Genomic DNA, 18,703 nt, shown 5'->3' on the forward strand with positions numbered 1-18,703 from the left:
ATATTCATTCACGGAAATCGGTATAAGGCCACAATGGCGAAGATGGCGATGGAGCGGGTTTTGAGGGAAGCGAGGCGGGTCGCGATTGTCGGCGGCGGACCGGCGGGGCTGATGGCGGCCGATGTGCTCTCGGCTTCAGGCCATGCCGTGACGGTGTTCGAGGCGATGCCGACCGTGGCGCGTAAATTGCTGATGGCCGGAAAATCCGGCCTCAACATTACCCATGCCGAAGAATACGACAGCTTCCGTCACCGGTTCGGCGATGCGGAACCGAGGCTGCGCGCCGCTCTCGATGATTTCACGCCGGATATGTTGCGCGACTGGGCGCGGGGGCTGGGGCAAGAAACCTTCGTCGGCACTTCCGGCCGTGTATTTCCCACTGCTATGAAGGCCTCGCCGCTGCTGCGGGCATTGCTCGCCCGGCTGGAAGCGCAGGGTGTGACCATCAGGGCCCGGCACCGCTGGATGGGTTTTTCAGGCGATCGACTGGTTTTTGCGACACCGGAAGGTGACGTTACCGTCAAGGCCGATGCCATTCTTCTGGCGCTCGGCGGCGCGAGCTGGCCGCGGCTGGGTTCGGATGCCGCATGGGTTCCAGTGCTTGCGGCAAAGGGTGTGGCGCTTGACCCGTTCAGACCTGCCAATTGCGGTTTCGACGTCTACTGGAGTGATGTGTTCCGGCAGCGTTTTGCAGGCGAGGCGCTGAAATCCGTCATCACCATTTCTCCCGCAGGTGCGTTTCAGGGTGAGTTCGTCGTGACGCAGCACGGCGTCGAGGGCAGCGTCATCTATGCCCATTCCGCCGCACTGCGCGACCGGTTGGAACAGGCGGGCAAAGTGTCGCTTGTCGTCGATCTGGCGCCGGGACGAACCGTGGAACGCCTGGGCCTCGATCTGGCAAAGCTTGGCCGCAAGGAGAGTTTTGCAAACCGCATGCGCAAGGCGGCTGGCCTCTCTGCCGTCAAGGTCGGCCTTCTCAGGGAAATCTTTCCCGACATCGCGGCCATGCCAGACGATTTCGTCGCCGCGAGAATAAAACATGCCGAGATACCGCTTTTGCGGCCGAGGCCGATTGCCGAGGCGATTTCATCGGCGGGTGGTGTCGCCTGGAACGGTGTTGATGAGAACTACATGCTGAAAAGCATCCCCGGCCTATTCGCTGCCGGGGAAATGCTGGACTGGGAAGCGCCGACAGGCGGTTATCTGCTGACCGCCTGTTTTGCCACCGGCAAGGCCGCCGCCAAGGGCATTGCCGGGTGGCTTGAAGAATCAGCCTGACAGCCGTTCCGCCATGCCTGCGTCTTCGCCAGAAGCGGTTCTAACGAGACAGCGCATGATGGCGTCGGTGGTGACGGTGCCGAGCGACTTGCCGTTTTCTCCAACAACCGTGGCGCTGCTGACATTTTCCCGGACGAGCGCGCGCAGGCCCTCTTCGACCGTCATATCCGCAGCGAGCTGAAGGCGCGACTGGCCGGAAAACTCCGGCTGGACGATGGCGCCGAGGCGGATGACACGGCCGCGATTGACCTCCTCCACGAAGGCCTCGATATAGCTGTCGGCCGGTGACATGACGATTTCGGCGGCCGTGCCCTGCTGGATGATTTCGCCGTCGCGCAGAATCGCGATTTTGTCGCCCAGCCGCAGAGCCTCGTCGAGATCGTGGGTGATGAAGACCACGGTCTTTTTCAACTCCTTCTGCAGTTCCAGCAGCACCGTCTGCATGTCGACGCGGATGAGCGGATCGAGCGCCGAATAGGCCTCGTCCATCAGCAGGATTTCCGCATTGTTGGTGAGCGCCCGGGCAAGACCCACACGCTGCTGCATGCCGCCCGAAAGCTGGTTCGGATAGTGGCTGGAGAAGCCCTCGAGCCCCACGCGCCGGATCCAGACTTCGGCCCTTTCCTCCCGCTCGCGCTTGTCGACGCCCTGCACCTCGAGCCCGTAGACGACATTCTGCAGCACGTTGCGATGTGGCAAGAGGCCGAATTTCTGGAACACCATCGCCGTCTTGTGGCGGCGGAATTCCAGAAGCTCGGCTTCGTTCAGGCGACAGACATCGGCGCCGCCATAGAGGATTTCACCGGCGGTCGGGTCGATCAGCCGGTTGACGTGGCGGATCAGTGTCGATTTGCCTGAGCCGGAAAGGCCCATGATGACGGTGATCTGCCCGCCCGGCATGGTGATGTTGATATCGCGCAGGCCGAGCACATGGCCGTGTTTGGCGTTGAGTTCCGCCTTGGACATGCCGGCTTTGACGGGCTCGACATAGTCCGCCGCCTTGGAGCCGAAAATCTTGTAGAGACTGCGAATTTCGATCGATTGACTAGCCATGCGCCACTTCCCGGTGTTTTTGCAGGCGAAGGCCATAGGCCTGGCTGATGCGGTCGAAGATGATGGCGATGCCGACGATGGCAAGCCCGTTGAACACGCCAAGCGTGAAATACTGGTTGGCGATGGCCTTCAGCACCGGCTGACCGAGACCCTGCACGCCGATCATGGAGGCTATGACGACCATGGCAAGTGCCATCATGATGGTCTGGTTGATGCCTGCCATGATGGTGGGAAGGGCAAGCGGCAGCTGCACCTTGAAAAGCTTCTGGCGCTTCGAGGATCCGAAGGCGTCGGCCGCCTCCAGCACGTCGCGGTCGACCATGCGGATACCGAGATTGGTAAGCCGGATCATCGGCGGGATGGCGTAGATGACAACAGCGATGACGCCGGGCACGCGGCCGATGCCGAGCAGCATGACGACGGGAATGAGATAGACGAAACTCGGCATCGTCTGCATCACGTCAAGAATGGGATTGACGACATTCTGCAGACGGTTGGAGCGGGCCATGGCGATGCCGATCGGCAGGCCGATGACGATGGACAGCACGGCGCAGACGAAGATCATCGAAATCGTCTTCATCGTGTCTTCCCACATGCCGAACCAGCCGATGGCAAACAGGATGCCGCAACACAGGGCAACAATGGTGGCGCTGCGGCTGGCAAACCAGGCGAGAGCGCCGACAATAAGAATAACGACCGGCCAGGGGGCGCCGATCAAAAGCCTTTCCGCCCAGATGAGGAAGCTTTGTAGGGGGGTGAACAGCCCCTCTATCGCGCTGCCATAGGTTCGGGTGAATGCCCGAAATCCCTCGTCGATGACTTTTTTCAGCGCGCGCAGAGCATCGTCATTCATGGTCGGAAATTTGAAAAGCCATTCCATATCCTGTTCTCCATGACGAAGCGGAGGCGGGGACCCAAATCCTCCGCGCTCCGGGAGTAAGATCGTCAGAGCGCCGCGCGGCCTTCAGGCATGCCGGGCGGGACGCTCTATCCTGTTGAGCCGACGCAGCCTGCCTCGCAAAATACGCGATGCAGCTCGGCGTCGTCTTTGACGGACGCCGGTTGCCGGGCAGATATGTCGAGGCGGCCTTTAAAGGGCGGCCTTGACCTTCTCCGCGACGTCAGAGGACACCCAACCGGTCCACAGCGCCTCGTTTTCTTTCAGGAAATGCTTGGCGCCGTCTTCGCCTGTCGCCTGGTTATCGGTCATCCAGGCAATCAGCTTGTTGACGGTGTCGTTGGTCCAGGCGCGCTTGTTCAGATAATCCATGGCCGGACCGGCGCGGTCGGCAAAGGTCTTGCTGACCAGCGTCTGCACATCGTCCACCTGCCATGCGTTCGGCTTCGGATCGGCGCAGTCAGCGACAGAAGTGCAGCGCTTCCATTCGGCCGCATCGTATTCCGCGCCGAAGCCGAGCTTCACCATCTCATATTTGCCGAGCAGCGAGGTGGGTGCCCAATAATAACCGACCCATGGCTGCTTGGCCTCGTAAGCCTTGGCGATCGAACCGTCGAGACCTGCGGCGGAGCCGGTGTCGACAAGCGTGAAGCCTGCCTTTTCACCATCGAAAGCCTTGAAGAGCTGGGCGGTGACGACGGTGCCGCCCCAGCCCTGCGGACCGTTGAAGACGGCGCCCTTCGCCTTGTCTTCGGGTGAGGGGAAAAGTTCGGGATGTTTGAAGAGGTCCGGAATGGTCTTGAGATCGGGATTGGCGTCGGCGACATATTTCGGAATCCACCAGCCCTGGACGGCGCCGTCCGAGAGGATCTTGGCGGCGGCGACGACCTTGCCGCCTTCCAGCCCCTGCTTGACGATTTCCGGCTGCAGGCTGACCCAGGCTTCGGGTGCGATGTCCGGCTGGCCTTTTTCGGCCATGGACGTCAATGTCGGTACGGTATCGCCGGTGACGATTTCGGCGGAGCAGCCATAGCCTTTTTCAAGAATGAGCTTGTCGAGATTGGCGGCGACTTCGGCGGATTGCCAGTTCATGCTGGCGATGGTGACGTTTCCACAGTCGGCGGCAAAGGCGGCACCGCCTGAAAAGGCGAAGCCGGCGGAAAGAATAGTGGCACCCAAAAGTATTTTCATTTTTGTTCCCTCTGGTCGCGGTGTGGCGGAGACCCGGGCGCGGACGGCACCGCGACCGTCAGCGTTCGTATTGAGGCTTAATAATTCCTTTGTTGTCGTTCCGTTTGCGGCAATTTCTGGCGTATTGAGGATGGCAATCGTCAATCAATCTTCACGTCTGGCGGAGACATCGGTGAAAAATGCCGCTTGCGGATGTCGTTTTCGCGTGACGCTGCTGCGCGTCCAAGCAAATATTTCACGCCACTGGAACTTTTCCGAAATCTGAAAAAGCCTGGAACAATAAACGGAAGTTTTTGTTTTCTTGGACATTTATTCCGTTCTGTATTACGGGAAATTTCGTCTCTGTTTTTGTGGTGATATTGAATGACCAATCTTCGTGCTGCCCCGATATGGCCAATCGGTGGTGGTGAAACGGGTGAGCTTGTGCGTGGTTTCGACTGGTCGAAGACATCGCTCGGTCCGATTGGCGGCTGGCCGCAAAATCTGAGGCAGAAGGCCAATTCCGTCGTCAATTCCCCCATTCCGCAGGTGCTGATGTGGGGTGGTGATCATGTGATGATCTATAATGACGGCTATGCGGAGATCGCCGGCAATTACCACCCGCGGGCGCTTGGTGGAACGGTGCCGGGTATCTGGCCGGAAATATGGGACTGGAACAGCCGCATTCTGGAAGCCGGCTTTCGCGGCGAGGTCATGTCCTATCGTGACCAGCCGATGACGCTGATGCGGCACGGCCAGCCGGAAGAGGTGATCTTCGACCTGTTCTACACGCCGATCTATAACGAAGGCGGCACGGTGGACGGTGTTTTATGCACCGTGCTCGAAAATACCGACAAGGTGAAGGCGCTCGAGGCGCTGGAGCAGAGCCGCGAGGAACTAAGCCGGCTTACCAACGCCCTGCCTATTTTGGTCGGATATGTCGATCGTGACTATGTCTATAAGTTCGCCAATGACGGTTATCTGGAATGGTTCGGCCGCCGCGCCGAGGAAGTGATCGGCCGCAGCGCTCCCGAAATCGTCGGTGAGGCTTTTTTCGAGGCTCGCAGGGCCTATCTCGATCGTGCCCTCAGCGGCGAGAAGATCGTTTCGGATACTGTGATCAACAGGCCGGACGGCACCACGCGTGCGGCCGAAATCCGCTATGTTCCGCGTTATATCGCCGATGGCTCCATCGATGGCATCTATGTGCTGATCATCGATATCGAGGAACGGAAGCGTTCGGAGCGGGAAATCCTGCTCAGCAACAGTCGCTTCCGCGCCGCGGTGGAAGCCGTCCACGGCGTGTTGTGGACCAACAGCGCCGAGGGCAGGATGCTCGGCGAGCAGCCTGCATGGGCGGCGTTAACGGGCCAGACACCAGAAGAATATCAGGGTTTTGGCTGGGCGGATGCCGTCCATCCTGAGGACAGGCAGGGGTCTGTCGACAGCTGGAACAAAGCGGTTGCGGAAAAATCGACCTATATCTGGGAACATCGTGTGCGCCGCCATGACGGCATCTACCGCACATTTGCGATCCGTGGCGTTCCGATTTTCGACACGACCGGCACCATTGCCGAATGGGTCGGCGTCCACACGGATGTCACCGAACAGCGGCAGGCCGAAAATACGCTGAAGGAGCATGCCAGCAATCTGGAACGCGAAATTCGCCACCGGATCAGGGCGGAAGAGCAGCTTCGCCAGCTTAACGAAGGGCTGGAAGCGCGTGTCGAGACGGAAATGGCCGAGCGTCGCCAGACCGAAAGGGCGTTGCAGCAGGCGCAGAAAATGGAATCCATCGGCCAGCTGACCGGCGGCGTGGCGCATGATTTCAACAATCTGCTTCAGGTGATCGCGGGCAATCTGCAATTGCTGTCAAAGGACGTGACTGGCAATGAGCGCGCCGAACGGCGGCTGGAAAATGCACTTGCCGGCGTCCATCGCGGTGCAAAGCTTGCAAGCCAGCTTCTGGCTTTCGGCCGGCGTCAGGCGCTGGAACCGCGTGTCATCAACATTGCCCGTTTTGTGACGGGCATGGACGATCTGTTGCGACGCTCGCTCGGCGAGGCGATCGAGGTGGAGGTCATCACCTCCGGCGGCCTGTGGAACACCTATGCCGACCCCAACCAGGTGGAGAATGCTCTCCTCAATCTCGCGATCAATGCGCGAGACGCCATGGAGGGGCAGGGCAAGCTGACGATCGAGGTCGGTAATGTGGTTCTGGATCGCGATTATGCCCGCAAACATTCGGAGGTTTCAGCGGGGCAATATGTCATGCTCGCCGTTACAGATACCGGATCGGGCATGTCGCCGGAGATTCTGGAGAAGGTTTTCGAGCCGTTCTTTTCGACCAAGCCGGAGGGCAAGGGCACAGGCCTGGGTCTTTCGATGGTCTATGGTTTCGCAAAACAGTCGAGCGGCCACGTCAACATCTATAGTGAGCTCGGGCAGGGCACGACGGTGAAGATGTATTTGCCGCGCTCCGCCGCCGACGAGGACAGGGAAGTGGTGATGCCGACCGGTCCCATCGAGGGTGGAACCGAGACGATCCTGGTGGTGGAGGATGACGAGGAGGTGCGCGGCACTGTCGTCGAGACGCTTGGTGATCTCGGTTACCGGGTGCTGACCGCCCGCGATGCGCAGGCCGGTTTGACCGTGGTCGAAAGCGGCATACCGATCGATGTCATCTTCACCGATGTGGTGATGCCGGGACCTTTGAAAAGCCGGGAAATGGCACGTCGCGCGCAGGAACGGCTGCCCGGCCTCGCCGTGCTCTTCACATCGGGTTACACGGAAAACTCCATCGTGCATGGCGGCAAACTGGATGCCGGGGTCGAGCTTCTCTCCAAGCCCTATACGCGTGAAGCGCTGGCGCGGCGCATCCGCCACGTCATCGCCAATCGCAAGCAGGTTTCTCTGGCCAAGACGAGGCCGGCATCGGCATCGAATACGTCAAAAATCACCGAAACCGCCAAGGCAGGACATGAAAACAGACCCGTTCGCGTGCTTCTGGTCGAGGATGATGCGCTCATCCGGATGAGTTCGACGGAGATGCTTTCGGATAGCGGCTACACCGTAGTCGAGGCCGGCAATGCAGCTCAGGCGCTGAAGGCGATCGAGGCGGACCATATCGATGTTCTCGTCACCGATATCGGCCTGCCGGACATGCGGGGCGGGGAACTGGCGGTGGAGGCTCTGCGCCGCAAGCCGGGGCTTGCCGTCGTTTTTGCGACGGGTGACAGCCATCTGCCGGAGGGAGCACCGGAAAGCGCGGTTCTCCTGACCAAACCCTATGACGAACAGCAGATCATCTCGGCCGTTGAAATGGCCCACACGGCAAAGACGGCGGCGGGAGAATAGGTCGCCCGCCATCCCGTTTTAATAACCACGCACCATATCGACAGTCTCGGGCAGAGCGCCGGTTTCCCGCCATGTGCGGACATTGCCGGCGACGATCCTGGCCGAGCTCTCGCGGCTTGTCGGCGCGGAAATATGCGGCAGGACGGTAACTTTGGGATGCTGCCAGAAGGCGGAAGCGGTGGGCAAGGGCTCCTGCTCGAAGACATCGAGAACGGCGTGCGAAAGCCAGCCGGAATCAAGCGCCGCAATCAGGTCGTCGGCAACGATGACGGCGCCGCGGGCGAAATTGATGAGTGCCGCGCCCTGTTTCATTGCGGCGAGACGGCCCGCATCAAGAAGACCGCGCGTGGCATCGGTAAGGGGTACGAGGCAGACGAGAATGTCGCTCTTTTCCAGCAATGCCTGCAGCCCGTCATCGCCGGTCAGCGTTTCCACGCCTTCGATCGCCTTGGCCGAACGGCTCCAGCCGGCAACGTTGAACCCGGCATGGATAAGGCGCTCCGCCGCAGCCGTGCCGAGGGCTCCGAGGCCGAGGAGACCGACGGTCATCTCGCCCGGGTGGCGGTAGTCCAGCTCCTGCCAGAGCGCCTTTTGCTGGTTTTCGCGATAGGCGGGCATGTCGCGCTGCAGATAATAGGCCCATGCCAGCACGGCTTCGGCCATGACGCGGGAAAGCTCGGGGTCCTTCAGTCTGACGATTGGGGGAGCCTTGTCGCCCAGTTCCAGCACCAGCCGCTCGACACCCGCCCACAGGCTGTGGATCCATTTGAGACCCGGAAGCCCGGCGATATCGGCCGGATCTGGATTGGCGACGATGGCGAAATCCACTGCCCGTCGCTGCTCGTCCGTCAATTCGGAGAAGGAAAGGATTTCCTCCTGCGGCATGGCGGCGCGCAGCGCCTGTTTCCAGACGGCTTCCGTTTCCGCATTCATCCGTGAAACAAAGGCGATGGGTGATGGCATGGGACTGATCCTGCTTGCGATTTTAGCGTCACGCCATCAATGCGCAATTTCAGGGGGCAATGCCAGAGGCCTGTCGTTTTAATCTTCGGCAGAATAAAACGGCCCGGTTTTCACCGGGCCGTTTCATGATCACGCATCTTCCTTCACCGGCGGCTTCGCATCGCCGTAATAGGCCGAGAATTTCTCGTGATAATGTTCCGAACCGCCGGGGCCGGCATAACGCTGCAATTCCGTCATGTCGGTCTTGTTCAGCACGATGCCGAGCGTCTTGTTGGCGATCTGCGGTTCGTTGGCCATCAGGTTCTGCACCATCTGGATCGGCGTCTTGCCCCATTCGGTGACGAAGACGAAACCGTCCACCTGCGGTGCAAAGGCCTTGGCGTCGATGACGGGAACCACGGGTGCAAGGTCGACGATGATGTAGTCGCAGGCCTCGCGGGCTGAGTCGATGAATTTGCGCATGCCGGAGGAAGACAGCAATTCGCTGGAATGGGCGAACTGGTTGCTGGTGGAAACTGGCAGGATGCCCATCTTCGTGCGTGTATCTACCTTCACAGCCTGCGTCCACGGAACTTCATCGAGCACGACCTCCACCAGGCCGGCGGATTGCCGTGTCGTCAGCATACGGCTGAGGCCGGGATTGCGGATATCGGCATCCACGACCAGCGTGCGCTTGCCGGTGGAGGCGATCAGCCCGGCGAGATTGAGCGCCACGACCGACTTGCCTTCGTTTGGCAGGCAGGAAATCACACCGATGACCCGGCACTGGCGTTCCTGAATGACGACATCTGCCGTCAGCTTCACGTTGCGGAGCGTTTCCGCAAAGCTCGAGCGCGGGCTGTCCACGGCCAGGCGCAGCATTTTCTGGAACGAGACCTGACCGCTTTCATCAAGCGTCGCGTTCTCGCCGCCCGGGGTGGCGGCGCTGTTGCCCGTCTTGGCGTTTTCCACGCCCCTTTCACCGATGAAGGGCAGATAGCCCAGAAAACGCATGCGCAGATTGTCACGCACGTCGTTGCCGGTGTGGAAGAAACGATCCCGGAATTCCAGAAGTGCGGCGATACCGCCACCCAGCATCAGGCCGAGAATGACCGAAAGTGCCATGGTCATGGTCTTTTTCGGGCTGGAAGGCGAGGTCGGCAGGCCGGCTTCGGAAATGATGCGGGCCTTGGCGATCGGCAATGACTGTTTCTGCGAGGCTTCCTCAAAGCGGCCGAGATAGGACTGGTAGAGGGTGCGTAGCGCCGTTGCCCGCTGCTCGAGCTCACGCAGCTTCACCATGGTGATGTTGGCTTCGGAATTGCGGCCAGCCACCTTGTCGATATTGTCGCGCAGCGACTGTACGCGGGAATTGGCGACGTCATATTCGTTCTTGAAGCTGCCGGTCAGCTGCTGCAATTCCTGGAAGATCTGCTGTGATACTTCCTTCTTCTCGGCATCGAGCGCGGCTGCCTGCGGATGGTCGGCGCCGAATTGCTGGACGATGCCGCGCTGCCGGTCGGAGATGGTGATGTAGCGCTTTCGCAGGTCCTGAATGACCGAATTATCGGTATCGCGGGCCGAGACAACGGCGTTATCGACAGCCGTTTCCGGTCCACGGTCGATGATCGATTTATACTGGTTGTAACGGGCAGATGCCGTGGCGGCATCCGCCTGCGCGGCGATCAGCTGGCCATTGAGATCGGCAAGCTGGCTTTCCGACATCAGTTCGCCGCGTGAGGATACGATATTGTTGTCGGACCGGAATTTCTGGACCGCAAGTTCCGCTGCCTGAGCGCGCTGGTTCAGGTCCGTCATGCGTTCCTGCAACCATACCGAAGCGCGCTCGCTGGCGTCGAAATTGGCATTCAGCTGTTCGGTGAGGTAGGCCTGCGCATAGGTCTTGGCAATCTGCGCGGCAAGCTGGCGGTCGGTCGAGCGGGTCGAGATGGCGATGACCGAGCTGCGGCCGACACGTTCCACCGTCAGCGACTGCTGCAGCACGGCGGCGGCCTTTTCGCGGCGTCCGGCGCGGATTGCAGCTTCGGAGACCGGCGGATCGCCCGGCAGGACGAGATCGAGAATGCCGCGCACGGAGGATTTGACGAGCTCCACCGGCGACATCGGCGGATTGACGATGGTGTCGTTCTCGTAAAGCCTTGCCTTGTCGACCACGGTCAGGGCCATTTCCTTGGATTTTAAAATTTCCACGGCGCTGGCGATGCGGTTGTCGACGATCTGCGCGGCGGGAACCGGCGATTCCTCTTCCGCATAACGGGAAAGGCTTTCATCCAGGAGCACCTGCGTCATCGCGGTGTAAACGGGGGTCGCAAGCACCAGATAAAGGCCGGCCAGAACCACGGCGGCAATGACGGAGGCGGCAATGACATTGGCACGACGCACCACGGCGGCCCACAGGCGGTCGAGGTCGATGAACGTGTCGGAATCCTTGCCGGACTCCGGAAAACCGATATTGGATTTAAAGGTCTTGTGGTGCATGGACCTACCTTGTGAATTAAAAATGGTACGCGGGAAGCCGAGCCTTGGCTCGCCTTCCCGCCCCCCGTTATTGGTGCGCCGACCGCCTCCCCGGCGGCGCGATTAAAGTCAGGCCGCCTGGACGCGGCTTTCGTGGTTTGCCACCAGTTCCTTCACGGAAGCGAGAACCTGAGCTTCCATGTCGGCGCGCATCAGCGAGAAGGCGACGTTGGCGGCGATGAAGCCCTGCTTGCTGCCGCAGTCGAAAGTGCGACCGCTATATTTCTGCGCATGGAAGGACTGCTTTTCGGCAAGCCGCTTCATGCCGTCGGTCAGCTGGATTTCATTGCCCGCGCCGCGCTCCTGCTTGGCGAGAATATCGAAGATTTCCGGCTGCAGGATGTAACGGCCATTCAGGTAATAATTCGAAGGCGCCTTGGATGGTTCCGGCTTTTCGACCATTTCAGTGACGGCGAAGCCATGATTGACCTTCTGGCCGACGCCGACGACGCCATAGGATGACACTTCTTCCGGCAGGCATTCCTCGACGCCGAGAATATTGCCGCCGACTTCATCGTAAAGCTCCATCAGCCCGGCAATGCAGCCGCGTGCGCCATAGGAAACCATATCAGGCAGCAACAGGGCGAAAGGCTCCTTGCCCACCAGTTCGCGCGCACACCAGACGGCGTGGCCGAGACCGAGCGGCACCTGCTGGCGCGTATAGCTCACCGTGCCGGCAACCGGCAGCATCTTTTCAAGCTGCAGCACCTGCACGGTCTTGCCGGAGCGGGTGAGCGTGTTGATGAGTTCCGGCGCGCTGTCGAAATAGTCTTCGATGGCGGTCTTGTTGCGGCTCGTCACGAAAATAATGTGCTCGATGCCGGCCTGCATGGCCTCGTCAACGGCATATTGCACGACCGGACGATCCACGATCGTCAGCATTTCTTTCGGCATCGCCTTGGTGGCGGGCAAAAACCGTGTGCCGTTGCCAGCTACGGGAATGACGGCTTTTCTGACAGTTTTGTTCAGGTCCATCGCGTTCTCCTTCATCAAGGTTTGATCTGTCCCCAGTCCCCGCGCAGATTTCGTCCACGCGTCAATTTCACGAAATCTGTCTTTTCACCCCTGTATTCGCCGCGGGCGCAAACATGGCGTCCCGCAGCCTCCTCAGCCGCACCGCTATCGGCATTCTTAAGTGCCCCAGCACGGCAGGATCCCTTATCGTGGTCTTCAAGGCGCCCAGTACCGAGCGGCTCTTGATGTTTTCCACCAATGTCAAAAAATTATGCGCCAGCCGCAGGCTGCGGGCTCTCGCCTGCTGCGCATCCATGGCGGCGGGCAGCAAAGTGTAATGGCTCAGGAATTCCTGATCCGCCCGCATCATCGCTTCGACGTGATGAAGTTCGAGCACGCGCGAAATCGAGCCTTCGCGGATATTGTAGACATAACCCGGCTTCGGTTCGATGACGCAGAGACCGCCGGCGGCGAGCGCCGAGGCGAGCAGGATATAATCCTCGCCGATGCGGATATCCTCGCGGAAACGCAGTCCCTCGGCATTGAGGAAATCGCGCCTGAACATCGGTTTCATGTAGCCGAAATTGAAGGTGGCGCGGAAAAGAATGTTGGAGGAAATGAAGTCCTCAAGCGTGAGAACCGGCCGTTCCTCCAGAAATTCTTCCGGAAACATCGTCTCCATGGGCCTGCCGTCGGTATAGACGACATCGAGATTATCGACCGCAATTGCCGCACCTGCGGCTTCCGCCCGGCACATCATGCAGGCGGAACGCTCCGGGCGGATGACATCGTCGGAATCGAGCACGGCGATCCAGCGTCCCGTCGCGGCTTCGATGCCGGCATTGCGTGCCCCGCCCGGACCGAGGTTTTCGGCAAGAGCAAGCAGGCGGACGCGCGGATCGATGATGGCGATACCTTCCACCAGCGCAATGGTGTCATCGGCGGAACGGTCGTCGACGACGATAACCTCCAGCGTCACACCCTGCTGGTCGAGTGCGCTTTGAATGGCGGCTTCAATCGTATCGGCGGCATTATAGGCGGCGATAACGAAGCTGATATCGGGCGGCAAGGCAAGGTTTTCCATCAGGTCGCCTCCACCGCGCCATACTGGCGGATTTCACGCACGCCGAAAGCGCCGCTCATCGAGCCCATATGCAGCGCGCCGCGCAGCGCATAACGGTTGCGGCGAACGGCGTTGAAACCGTTCAAGGCGGCGAAGACGGCGCAATACAGCACTTTCGATCCCGCCTTCAGCACCTGCACCACGCGGCGTATACCGGGTTTCCTGTCCGCCAGCACGCGGCCATGGGTCTGGCCGGAGCGGAAGCGGCGTCTGGCAAGCCACATGAAGCTTGCGCGATTTTCCGGCACCGGTTCGGACAGCATGGCATCTTCCGCAAAGACGATGCGGCCGCCGGCGGCGTGAAGATGCGAGAAGAAATGGGTATCCTCACCGCCGCTCTGGCCGAGCGCCAGCGCGAAGCGCCGGCCCTTCACCGAGGGGGCATCCATCTTGAGCAATGTGTTGCAGGTATAACCGGTGATGATTTCACCATTGACCCAGACCGGAACGGTCGAGTGGAAATCGCCGCGTTTCATCCAGCCCGGCGCGTTTTCGCGGTAGACGGCCGTCACCGGGCCGAGAACGGTTTCCGCACCGGTCTCGTCGGCCTTTTCCAGAAGGGCGGAGAGCCAATGCGGCGGGGTGGTCTCGTCATCATCGATGAAGGCCAGATAATCCGCCTTGCATTCTGACAGGCAGGCATTGCGGGCAATCGAAATATTCGATTTCGGGCAATGCACATAGGTAATCTCGAAGGGGGCGGTTTCGCGCAGGCGATCGACGCTCGCTTTGGCGCTTGGCTCCTCGTCATTATCCGCAACAATCAGCCGAACTTTCACGCCTTCCGGCACGTCGAGCTCGAAGAGTGACAGAAGTGTGGCGACGAGTGCCGGGCGTCTGTAGGTGCAGATGCCGATATCGACGGTTTTCGAATCATCTGGGCGGGTGACGGTGTTGTCGGTCATGAGACAGCCTTTCTTCCCCGGAATTTCAGGAGTTCCAGCCAGAAGCCGGTGGACCAGGCCAGATGCATCACCATTGCCGAAAAGGCGGCGAGCGGGCCGTATGGGTTTTTCTGACCTATTGCCATCCACAAGCCATACCCCACACATGCGGCGATCCAGAGGCCGAGCGGAATAAGTGCCGCCCAATGCACAAGTGACAGCAAGGCAAAGATGAAGACCGGCAGCACGGCGAGCGGAATCATCTGGCGGATTTTCGGGATCGAGCGATGTTTCAGGAGGTTCTTTGCCCGGCCGCGGCCATAGGCGAGATATTGCCTGAACAACGGCATGACGCTCGCGCGCGGATAATAGGTCATGCGGGTCTTGTCGGTCATCCAGATGCGGAACCCGGATTTGCGCAGCCGGAAATCCAGTTCGGCATCCTCATTATGGCTGAAGCTCTCGTCATAACCGCCGACCGCATCGAAAGCGGCGATCCTCATCAGCGCGTGGTGGCCATGGTCTATCCAGTGGCCTTTCGCGCCTTCGCGGTGCTTGGAGCCGCCATTGCCGAGCTTGGAATTCTGGGCGATGGCCGTCGCCTTCTGAAACAGGCCGTGGCCGACCGTATCCATGGCGACGACGACGGAATCCGCGCCGGTGCGCTCCGCATCCTCGATCAGCCGCTGGCAATAATCATCCGGGTAATCGCCATGGGCGTCGATGCGGATGAGGTAATCGAAATCCTCGCCGAAGGTGGCGACGGCAAGGTTGATGCCGGCGCTCTGGATGCGCTTCGGATTGGCGAGAAGCGTCACGCGGTCATCCGCCGTCGCAAAGGCGGAAACGATATCGCGGGTTCCATCCGTGCTGCCGCCATCGGCAACCACGATGCGGAAAAGACGCCCCTGCATCGCACCGGTGAATTTGACAAGCAGCCCCTCGATCGTCTTCGCCTCATTGAGGCAGGGAATGACGATCAGCGTTCTGATGCCGGAATGACCAAGACCTTCCATGATTTGCCCCCTACGCACTACACGGGTGAAAACTGCGCTTCACGGGCATGGCCGGAAGCGGATTTGGCGAGAGAGGACAATTGCTGGACCAGCTGACGGCAATCGTCGCGGTCGGTCAGCCATTGTTTCCTGTCGAGTGTTGAGATGGTGCTGAAGGCATCCGCATAGGTTTGCGGGTTCATCCGATTAAAGAGCGCGGCGAGATCGTCAGCGCCGGCATTGTGCAGCACGAAGCCGATATCGCGCTTTTCGATGAAGCGGGCGGTTTCCGTGCCGGCCAGCGCAATCGGCAGGGTGCCATAAAGGCAGCCCTCGTAAAGCCGGTTGGGCAGCAGCCAGCTGGAATTCTGGCCTTCCTCGAAAAAGTCTATCGCCCAGGTGAACTGCACCTCGTTATAGATGGCGGCAAGGTCTTCGGGGTTCTTGTAAGGCCCATGGAAATGCACATGCGGGGCAGCGGCCACGAAGCCGTCGAAATCGGCAAATTCCGAATAGGCCGGCCGGCCGCGCAGGATGATTTCGACCTTGCCCTCCATTTGACGGGCAAATTCGGCGAGGATTTCCAGCGATTTGCGGCAGCGAAGCGCACCGAACCAGCCGATTTTCCAAGGCTCGCCGGGGGCGGGGGCGCGTGGCTGCGGTGTGGCGGCAACGGCCGCATCGAGCGCCAGAACCTTGTTTTCCTGTAGCAGGACGGGAAGGTCGAGGCCCGACACGGGCTTGAAGTAGTGCTCCACAAAGGCCAGAGAGCTGGTGATCAGCAGCTTGGCGTCGTGGGCGAAATAACGCTGCGCGGCATTCAGCAGCTGTCCGGGCTTGCCCGAGTTGAGAAGCAGGCGGTGAATGTCGAGACATTCATAAACCAGCGCCGGCTGCCCGGCATAGATCGACATGGCCCGCTTTGCCAGAGCCAGCATTTCCAGGTTTCTGGCAAGAATGACATCGGGGGCGGGGATGCCGCTCAATATCTTGCCGAGCGAGAGGCTGGCTTTCGCCACCGCCGCCATGCGCTGCAGAAACTGTCCGTCGGAGGTTTCCCCGAGCACGACGGGCACGACGTCTTCGATCTCCGCCAGTCGGTTCTGTCCGCGCCGGAAACCCGCCAGCGTCACCCGCGCCCCGCCCGCAAGCAGGGTCAGCACCCGCCGACGAATGGCGGGGTCCGACAGATCATGCGCGAGATATAGAACATGGGTCATGCAAGGGTCCGGTTGGTTCATGCGTCAGAGACGCCGCGGATGACGGTTTGGTTCAAAAAAATCAGTTGAGGGCGCAGGCGATGGATTCCGGGAACTGGCATTTGTCGCCGAGCGCCGTGAAGGCAAACCGGTCAACGATCATTTGCGATGGTCCTGCATAAGAAAACCGGCCCATCCAGTCCTTCAGGGTGTCGGTGCCCCACAGGCTGAAGAAGATCTTCTGGGCATTCTGGGGAATTTTCGTCTCGTCCGTCACTTCATGGACGAGCTTGCCGTTGACGTAATAACGCAGGCGCTGTGGTTCCCAGACGAAGGCGTAATCGTTGAAGCCGGCATCGGCGCCGCCTTCCACCGGCACCAGCTTCTCATTGCCGCCCTTGGCGGAAATATACTGGTTGAGCTGCACCTGGCCCGTATTCCTGCCCAGAACCTCGAAGTCGATTTCGTCATGCGGTTTCTTGTCGGTTGGGCCGATATAGGTGAAGAATGCGGAGTTCAGGCCGGAGCCGGTGGCTGCCTTCATCCGCGCTTCATAGGTGCCGTAACGATAACGCCCCTTGGTCTGGATTTCGCCGCAGGAGAATTTGCGGTCGCCGGCCTTGGCGTCTTCAAAACCGAGCGTCAGCTGGCCGTTTTCCACCGTTGCCAGTTTCTTCGACCAGGTGCAGTTCTGATGCGCGCCATTGTTCCAGCCGTCGGAAACGTACCAGAAGCTTCTGTCCATGGAATCGAAGTTCTCGATGAAGGATGCGCCATTGCCTTCCTGCGCCTGGCCGGGCGTTGCAAAGGGCGTGGCCAGAAGGGCCGTGGCGAGAAGAATGCGTGTCTGAACGCGGGTGACAAATGTTGTCATTGGTTCACCTCTGTCGTTGCGAATAAAGTGTTTCGGATGTGGGCGGACCGATCATGGAGGCCCGTTTGGTCGCAAAATCGGCCTTCGTCTTGCCTTTGCCGTTTCGGCTTCCGGTCAGCACGGCATAGACGGCCGGCAGGTATTTGCGGGTCTGGGCATTGCTGACCACCAGAATGACGAAGGCGGAAAGCGTCGCGCTGATATAGAAGGCGGGGTAGAAATCCGGCCCGCCCTTGTTCCACACCATCCACATGATGACGAGGAGCGGATAATGGGCGCAGAAAATCCAGAAGCTCAGGCTGCCGGTTTCGGCAAGCCGCCTGCCAAGCCTGCTGCGGATCAAAAGCGCGGACGATGCCCAGAAACCGAGCGCACCGAAGACAGCGAGCAGATTGCGCGACATGTTGAGCCAGAAGGTGAATTCCGGCCCGGTGAAATAGAGGCCTGTCGCCAGCATGGCCGAGGCGGCAAAGGTCAGCGCCATGATCGGCAGGGCGTAAGGATCCAGCGCCTTGACGTCGACGCGGTGGAGCGCAAGCGCAATGCCGAGCGAGAAGCTGAAAAGGATGGATTTCTTCTGGACGATGAAGATCGTCAGGTCGGGCATGGCTGTGATGAAGAGCAGGATGGCGAGCGTCGGCAGGGCGAAACGGCGCATCAGAAAGGCGAGCACCGGCGACAGCAGGATGCAGACGAAGAGGTCGCGCAGGAAATAAAGCGGAACGTTCACCGGCAGCTCTTCAAGCGCAGTCCCATGGCTGATGATTTCACGCGGGCTGGCGTTCCACAGATCGGGGAAATAGCCCACACCGACATCGAAGAGCTGGATCAGCAACACGGCGGCAAACAGTGCGCCATTCCAGAGAAGGAAGGGCAGCAGCACGGTTTTCGACTTGGAACGGATCGTCGCCGGATAATCGAAACCGCTCATGCCGCGGCGAAACAGCAGATAGCCGGAAATGGCGCTGAGACAGGGCACGCCGATGCGAAACAGCGCATCGCCCAGAAAAACCCGCAGCCAGTCGAAGAAACCGTAAAGGCCGAGAAAAGGGCTGGTTTCGGCATCGTGCGGCACATGGACGAACACGATTCCTGATATCAGCAATATGCGCATCAAATTGATACGGGAGGATAGGTTCTGATCGACAGTCACATCAGTCACCCCTATTGGGCGGCGTCCACCCACGCCGCGTTGCAACCAGAGCGAACTTAAGCCCGCACTCGTAAGTCTGGTTTCGACTTAAGGGTAAAATGTGGCGACGCGGGAAAAACGCAAGCTTAGATATTGCGGGTAATTGTCTGGCGTTTCGCCATATGCTGCTGGGATGGAAAATTAAATAATTGAAATTATTCAATTTTATTCAGGATTGGCGATGATTAAAAATAGCTGAACTGTGTGAAATTGTCATTTGTCGTGATGCTGCATCGCAAAAATCAG

General features: G+C 59.8%; 15 protein-coding genes. 3 read left to right on the forward strand and 12 right to left on the reverse strand.

Annotation, left to right across the window (positions count from 1 at the left end; translation table 11 throughout):
* The first annotated feature begins 33 nt into the window (after positions 1 to 33).
* Entirely contained in the window at positions 34 to 1,278 is a 1,245-nt protein-coding gene (locus AC1ROR_RS21825) for a TIGR03862 family flavoprotein (protein ID WP_498590723.1), read from the forward strand.
* Here AC1ROR_RS21825 and AC1ROR_RS21830 read toward each other — a convergent pair.
* The 3 genes from AC1ROR_RS21830 to AC1ROR_RS21840 form a co-directional block, all read right to left on the reverse strand.
* On the reverse strand, positions 1,270 to 2,331 hold the full coding sequence (locus AC1ROR_RS21830) for a quaternary amine ABC transporter ATP-binding protein (protein WP_080838936.1): 1,062 nt from the start codon (positions 2,329 to 2,331) through the stop codon (positions 1,270 to 1,272). The two genes, AC1ROR_RS21825 and AC1ROR_RS21830, sit on opposite strands and share 9 nt — an antisense overlap.
* Entirely contained in the window at positions 2,324 to 3,211 is an 888-nt protein-coding gene (locus AC1ROR_RS21835) for an ABC transporter permease (RefSeq protein ID WP_035223765.1), read from the reverse strand. Before AC1ROR_RS21835 ends, AC1ROR_RS21830 begins: the two co-directional genes overlap by 8 nt.
* 210 nt (positions 3,212 to 3,421) lie before the next feature.
* Complete coding sequence (locus tag AC1ROR_RS21840; RefSeq protein WP_498590724.1) at positions 3,422 to 4,420, reverse strand: ABC transporter substrate-binding protein; 999 nt, start codon at positions 4,418 to 4,420, stop codon at positions 3,422 to 3,424.
* On the opposite strand from AC1ROR_RS21840, the gene AC1ROR_RS21845 reads away from it, so the two are divergent.
* Together AC1ROR_RS21845 and AC1ROR_RS21850 are read left to right on the forward strand one after the other, a co-directional pair.
* Positions 4,398 to 4,685, forward strand: coding sequence for a hypothetical protein (locus AC1ROR_RS21845; protein ID WP_498590725.1), 288 nt, complete (start codon positions 4,398 to 4,400; stop codon positions 4,683 to 4,685). The two genes, AC1ROR_RS21840 and AC1ROR_RS21845, sit on opposite strands and share 23 nt — an antisense overlap.
* Positions 4,686 to 4,783: 98 nt before the next feature.
* Positions 4,784 to 7,756, forward strand: a complete 2,973-nt coding sequence (locus AC1ROR_RS21850) for a PAS domain-containing protein (protein WP_498590726.1) — start codon at positions 4,784 to 4,786, stop codon at positions 7,754 to 7,756.
* 18 nt (positions 7,757 to 7,774) lie between these two features.
* On the opposite strand, the gene AC1ROR_RS21855 is transcribed toward AC1ROR_RS21850, so the two are convergent.
* The 9 genes from AC1ROR_RS21855 to AC1ROR_RS21895 form a co-directional block, all read right to left on the reverse strand.
* Complete coding sequence (locus AC1ROR_RS21855) at positions 7,775 to 8,719, reverse strand: 2-hydroxyacid dehydrogenase (protein ID WP_498590727.1); 945 nt, start codon at positions 8,717 to 8,719, stop codon at positions 7,775 to 7,777.
* A 129-nt stretch (positions 8,720 to 8,848) separates the two neighbouring features.
* Complete coding sequence (locus tag AC1ROR_RS21860; protein WP_035223755.1) at positions 8,849 to 11,197, reverse strand: polysaccharide biosynthesis tyrosine autokinase; 2,349 nt, start codon at positions 11,195 to 11,197, stop codon at positions 8,849 to 8,851.
* Between the two features lie 108 nt (positions 11,198 to 11,305).
* On the reverse strand, positions 11,306 to 12,211 hold the full coding sequence (locus AC1ROR_RS21865; protein WP_003522128.1) for a UTP--glucose-1-phosphate uridylyltransferase: 906 nt from the start codon (positions 12,209 to 12,211) through the stop codon (positions 11,306 to 11,308).
* 67 nt (positions 12,212 to 12,278) lie between these two features.
* Entirely contained in the window at positions 12,279 to 13,274 is a 996-nt protein-coding gene (locus AC1ROR_RS21870; protein WP_498590728.1) for a glycosyltransferase family 2 protein, read from the reverse strand.
* Entirely contained in the window at positions 13,274 to 14,218 is a 945-nt protein-coding gene (locus AC1ROR_RS21875; protein WP_498590729.1) for a glycosyltransferase family 2 protein, read from the reverse strand. Before AC1ROR_RS21875 ends, AC1ROR_RS21870 begins: the two co-directional genes overlap by 1 nt.
* Positions 14,215 to 15,213: a glycosyltransferase family 2 protein gene (locus AC1ROR_RS21880; RefSeq protein ID WP_498590730.1), complete on the reverse strand. Its 999-nt coding sequence runs from the start codon at positions 15,211 to 15,213 to the stop codon at positions 14,215 to 14,217. The genes AC1ROR_RS21875 and AC1ROR_RS21880 overlap by 4 nt, the downstream gene beginning before the upstream one ends.
* 17 nt (positions 15,214 to 15,230) lie before the next feature.
* Positions 15,231 to 16,412: a glycosyltransferase family protein gene (locus tag AC1ROR_RS21885; protein ID WP_498590731.1), complete on the reverse strand. Its 1,182-nt coding sequence runs from the start codon at positions 16,410 to 16,412 to the stop codon at positions 15,231 to 15,233.
* Positions 16,413 to 16,473: 61 nt separating this feature from the next.
* On the reverse strand, positions 16,474 to 17,265 hold the full coding sequence (gene exoK / locus AC1ROR_RS21890; RefSeq protein ID WP_498590732.1) for an endo-1,3-1,4-beta-glycanase ExoK: 792 nt from the start codon (positions 17,263 to 17,265) through the stop codon (positions 16,474 to 16,476).
* Positions 17,266 to 17,269: 4 nt separating this feature from the next.
* Positions 17,270 to 18,418 carry an acyltransferase family protein gene (locus AC1ROR_RS21895; protein WP_142173406.1) on the reverse strand — a complete coding sequence of 383 codons (1,149 nt, stop codon included), beginning with the start codon at positions 18,416 to 18,418 and terminating at the stop codon, positions 17,270 to 17,272.
* Between the last annotated feature and the right edge of the window lie 285 nt (positions 18,419 to 18,703).

It is taken from the genome of Agrobacterium sp. GW821-FHT14E08, from assembly GCF_058803865.1.

What these genes read in the sequence shown, in the direction of transcription:
- AC1ROR_RS21880 (WP_498590730.1), bottom strand. Translation starts at nt 15,213, where the DNA reads ATGGAAGGTCTTGGTCATTCCGGCATCAGAACGCTGATCGTCATTCCC.
- AC1ROR_RS21885 (WP_498590731.1), bottom strand. Translation starts at nt 16,412, where the DNA reads ATGACCCATGTTCTATATCTCGCGCATGATCTGTCGGACCCCGCCATT.
- AC1ROR_RS21830 (WP_080838936.1), bottom strand. Translation starts at nt 2,331, where the DNA reads ATGGCTAGTCAATCGATCGAAATTCGCAGTCTCTACAAGATTTTCGGC.
- AC1ROR_RS21855 (WP_498590727.1), bottom strand. Translation starts at nt 8,719, where the DNA reads ATGCCATCACCCATCGCCTTTGTTTCACGGATGAATGCGGAAACGGAA.
- AC1ROR_RS21875 (WP_498590729.1), bottom strand. Translation starts at nt 14,218, where the DNA reads ATGACCGACAACACCGTCACCCGCCCAGATGATTCGAAAACCGTCGAT.
- AC1ROR_RS21865 (WP_003522128.1), bottom strand. Translation starts at nt 12,211, where the DNA reads ATGGACCTGAACAAAACTGTCAGAAAAGCCGTCATTCCCGTAGCTGGC.
- AC1ROR_RS21835 (WP_035223765.1), bottom strand. Translation starts at nt 3,211, where the DNA reads ATGGAATGGCTTTTCAAATTTCCGACCATGAATGACGATGCTCTGCGC.
- AC1ROR_RS21850 (WP_498590726.1), top strand. Translation starts at nt 4,784, where the DNA reads ATGACCAATCTTCGTGCTGCCCCGATATGGCCAATCGGTGGTGGTGAA.
- AC1ROR_RS21840 (WP_498590724.1), bottom strand. Translation starts at nt 4,420, where the DNA reads ATGAAAATACTTTTGGGTGCCACTATTCTTTCCGCCGGCTTCGCCTTT.
- AC1ROR_RS21860 (WP_035223755.1), bottom strand. Translation starts at nt 11,197, where the DNA reads ATGCACCACAAGACCTTTAAATCCAATATCGGTTTTCCGGAGTCCGGC.
- AC1ROR_RS21825 (WP_498590723.1), top strand. Translation starts at nt 34, where the DNA reads ATGGCGAAGATGGCGATGGAGCGGGTTTTGAGGGAAGCGAGGCGGGTC.
- AC1ROR_RS21870 (WP_498590728.1), bottom strand. Translation starts at nt 13,274, where the DNA reads ATGGAAAACCTTGCCTTGCCGCCCGATATCAGCTTCGTTATCGCCGCC.
- exoK (WP_498590732.1), bottom strand. Translation starts at nt 17,265, where the DNA reads ATGACAACATTTGTCACCCGCGTTCAGACACGCATTCTTCTCGCCACG.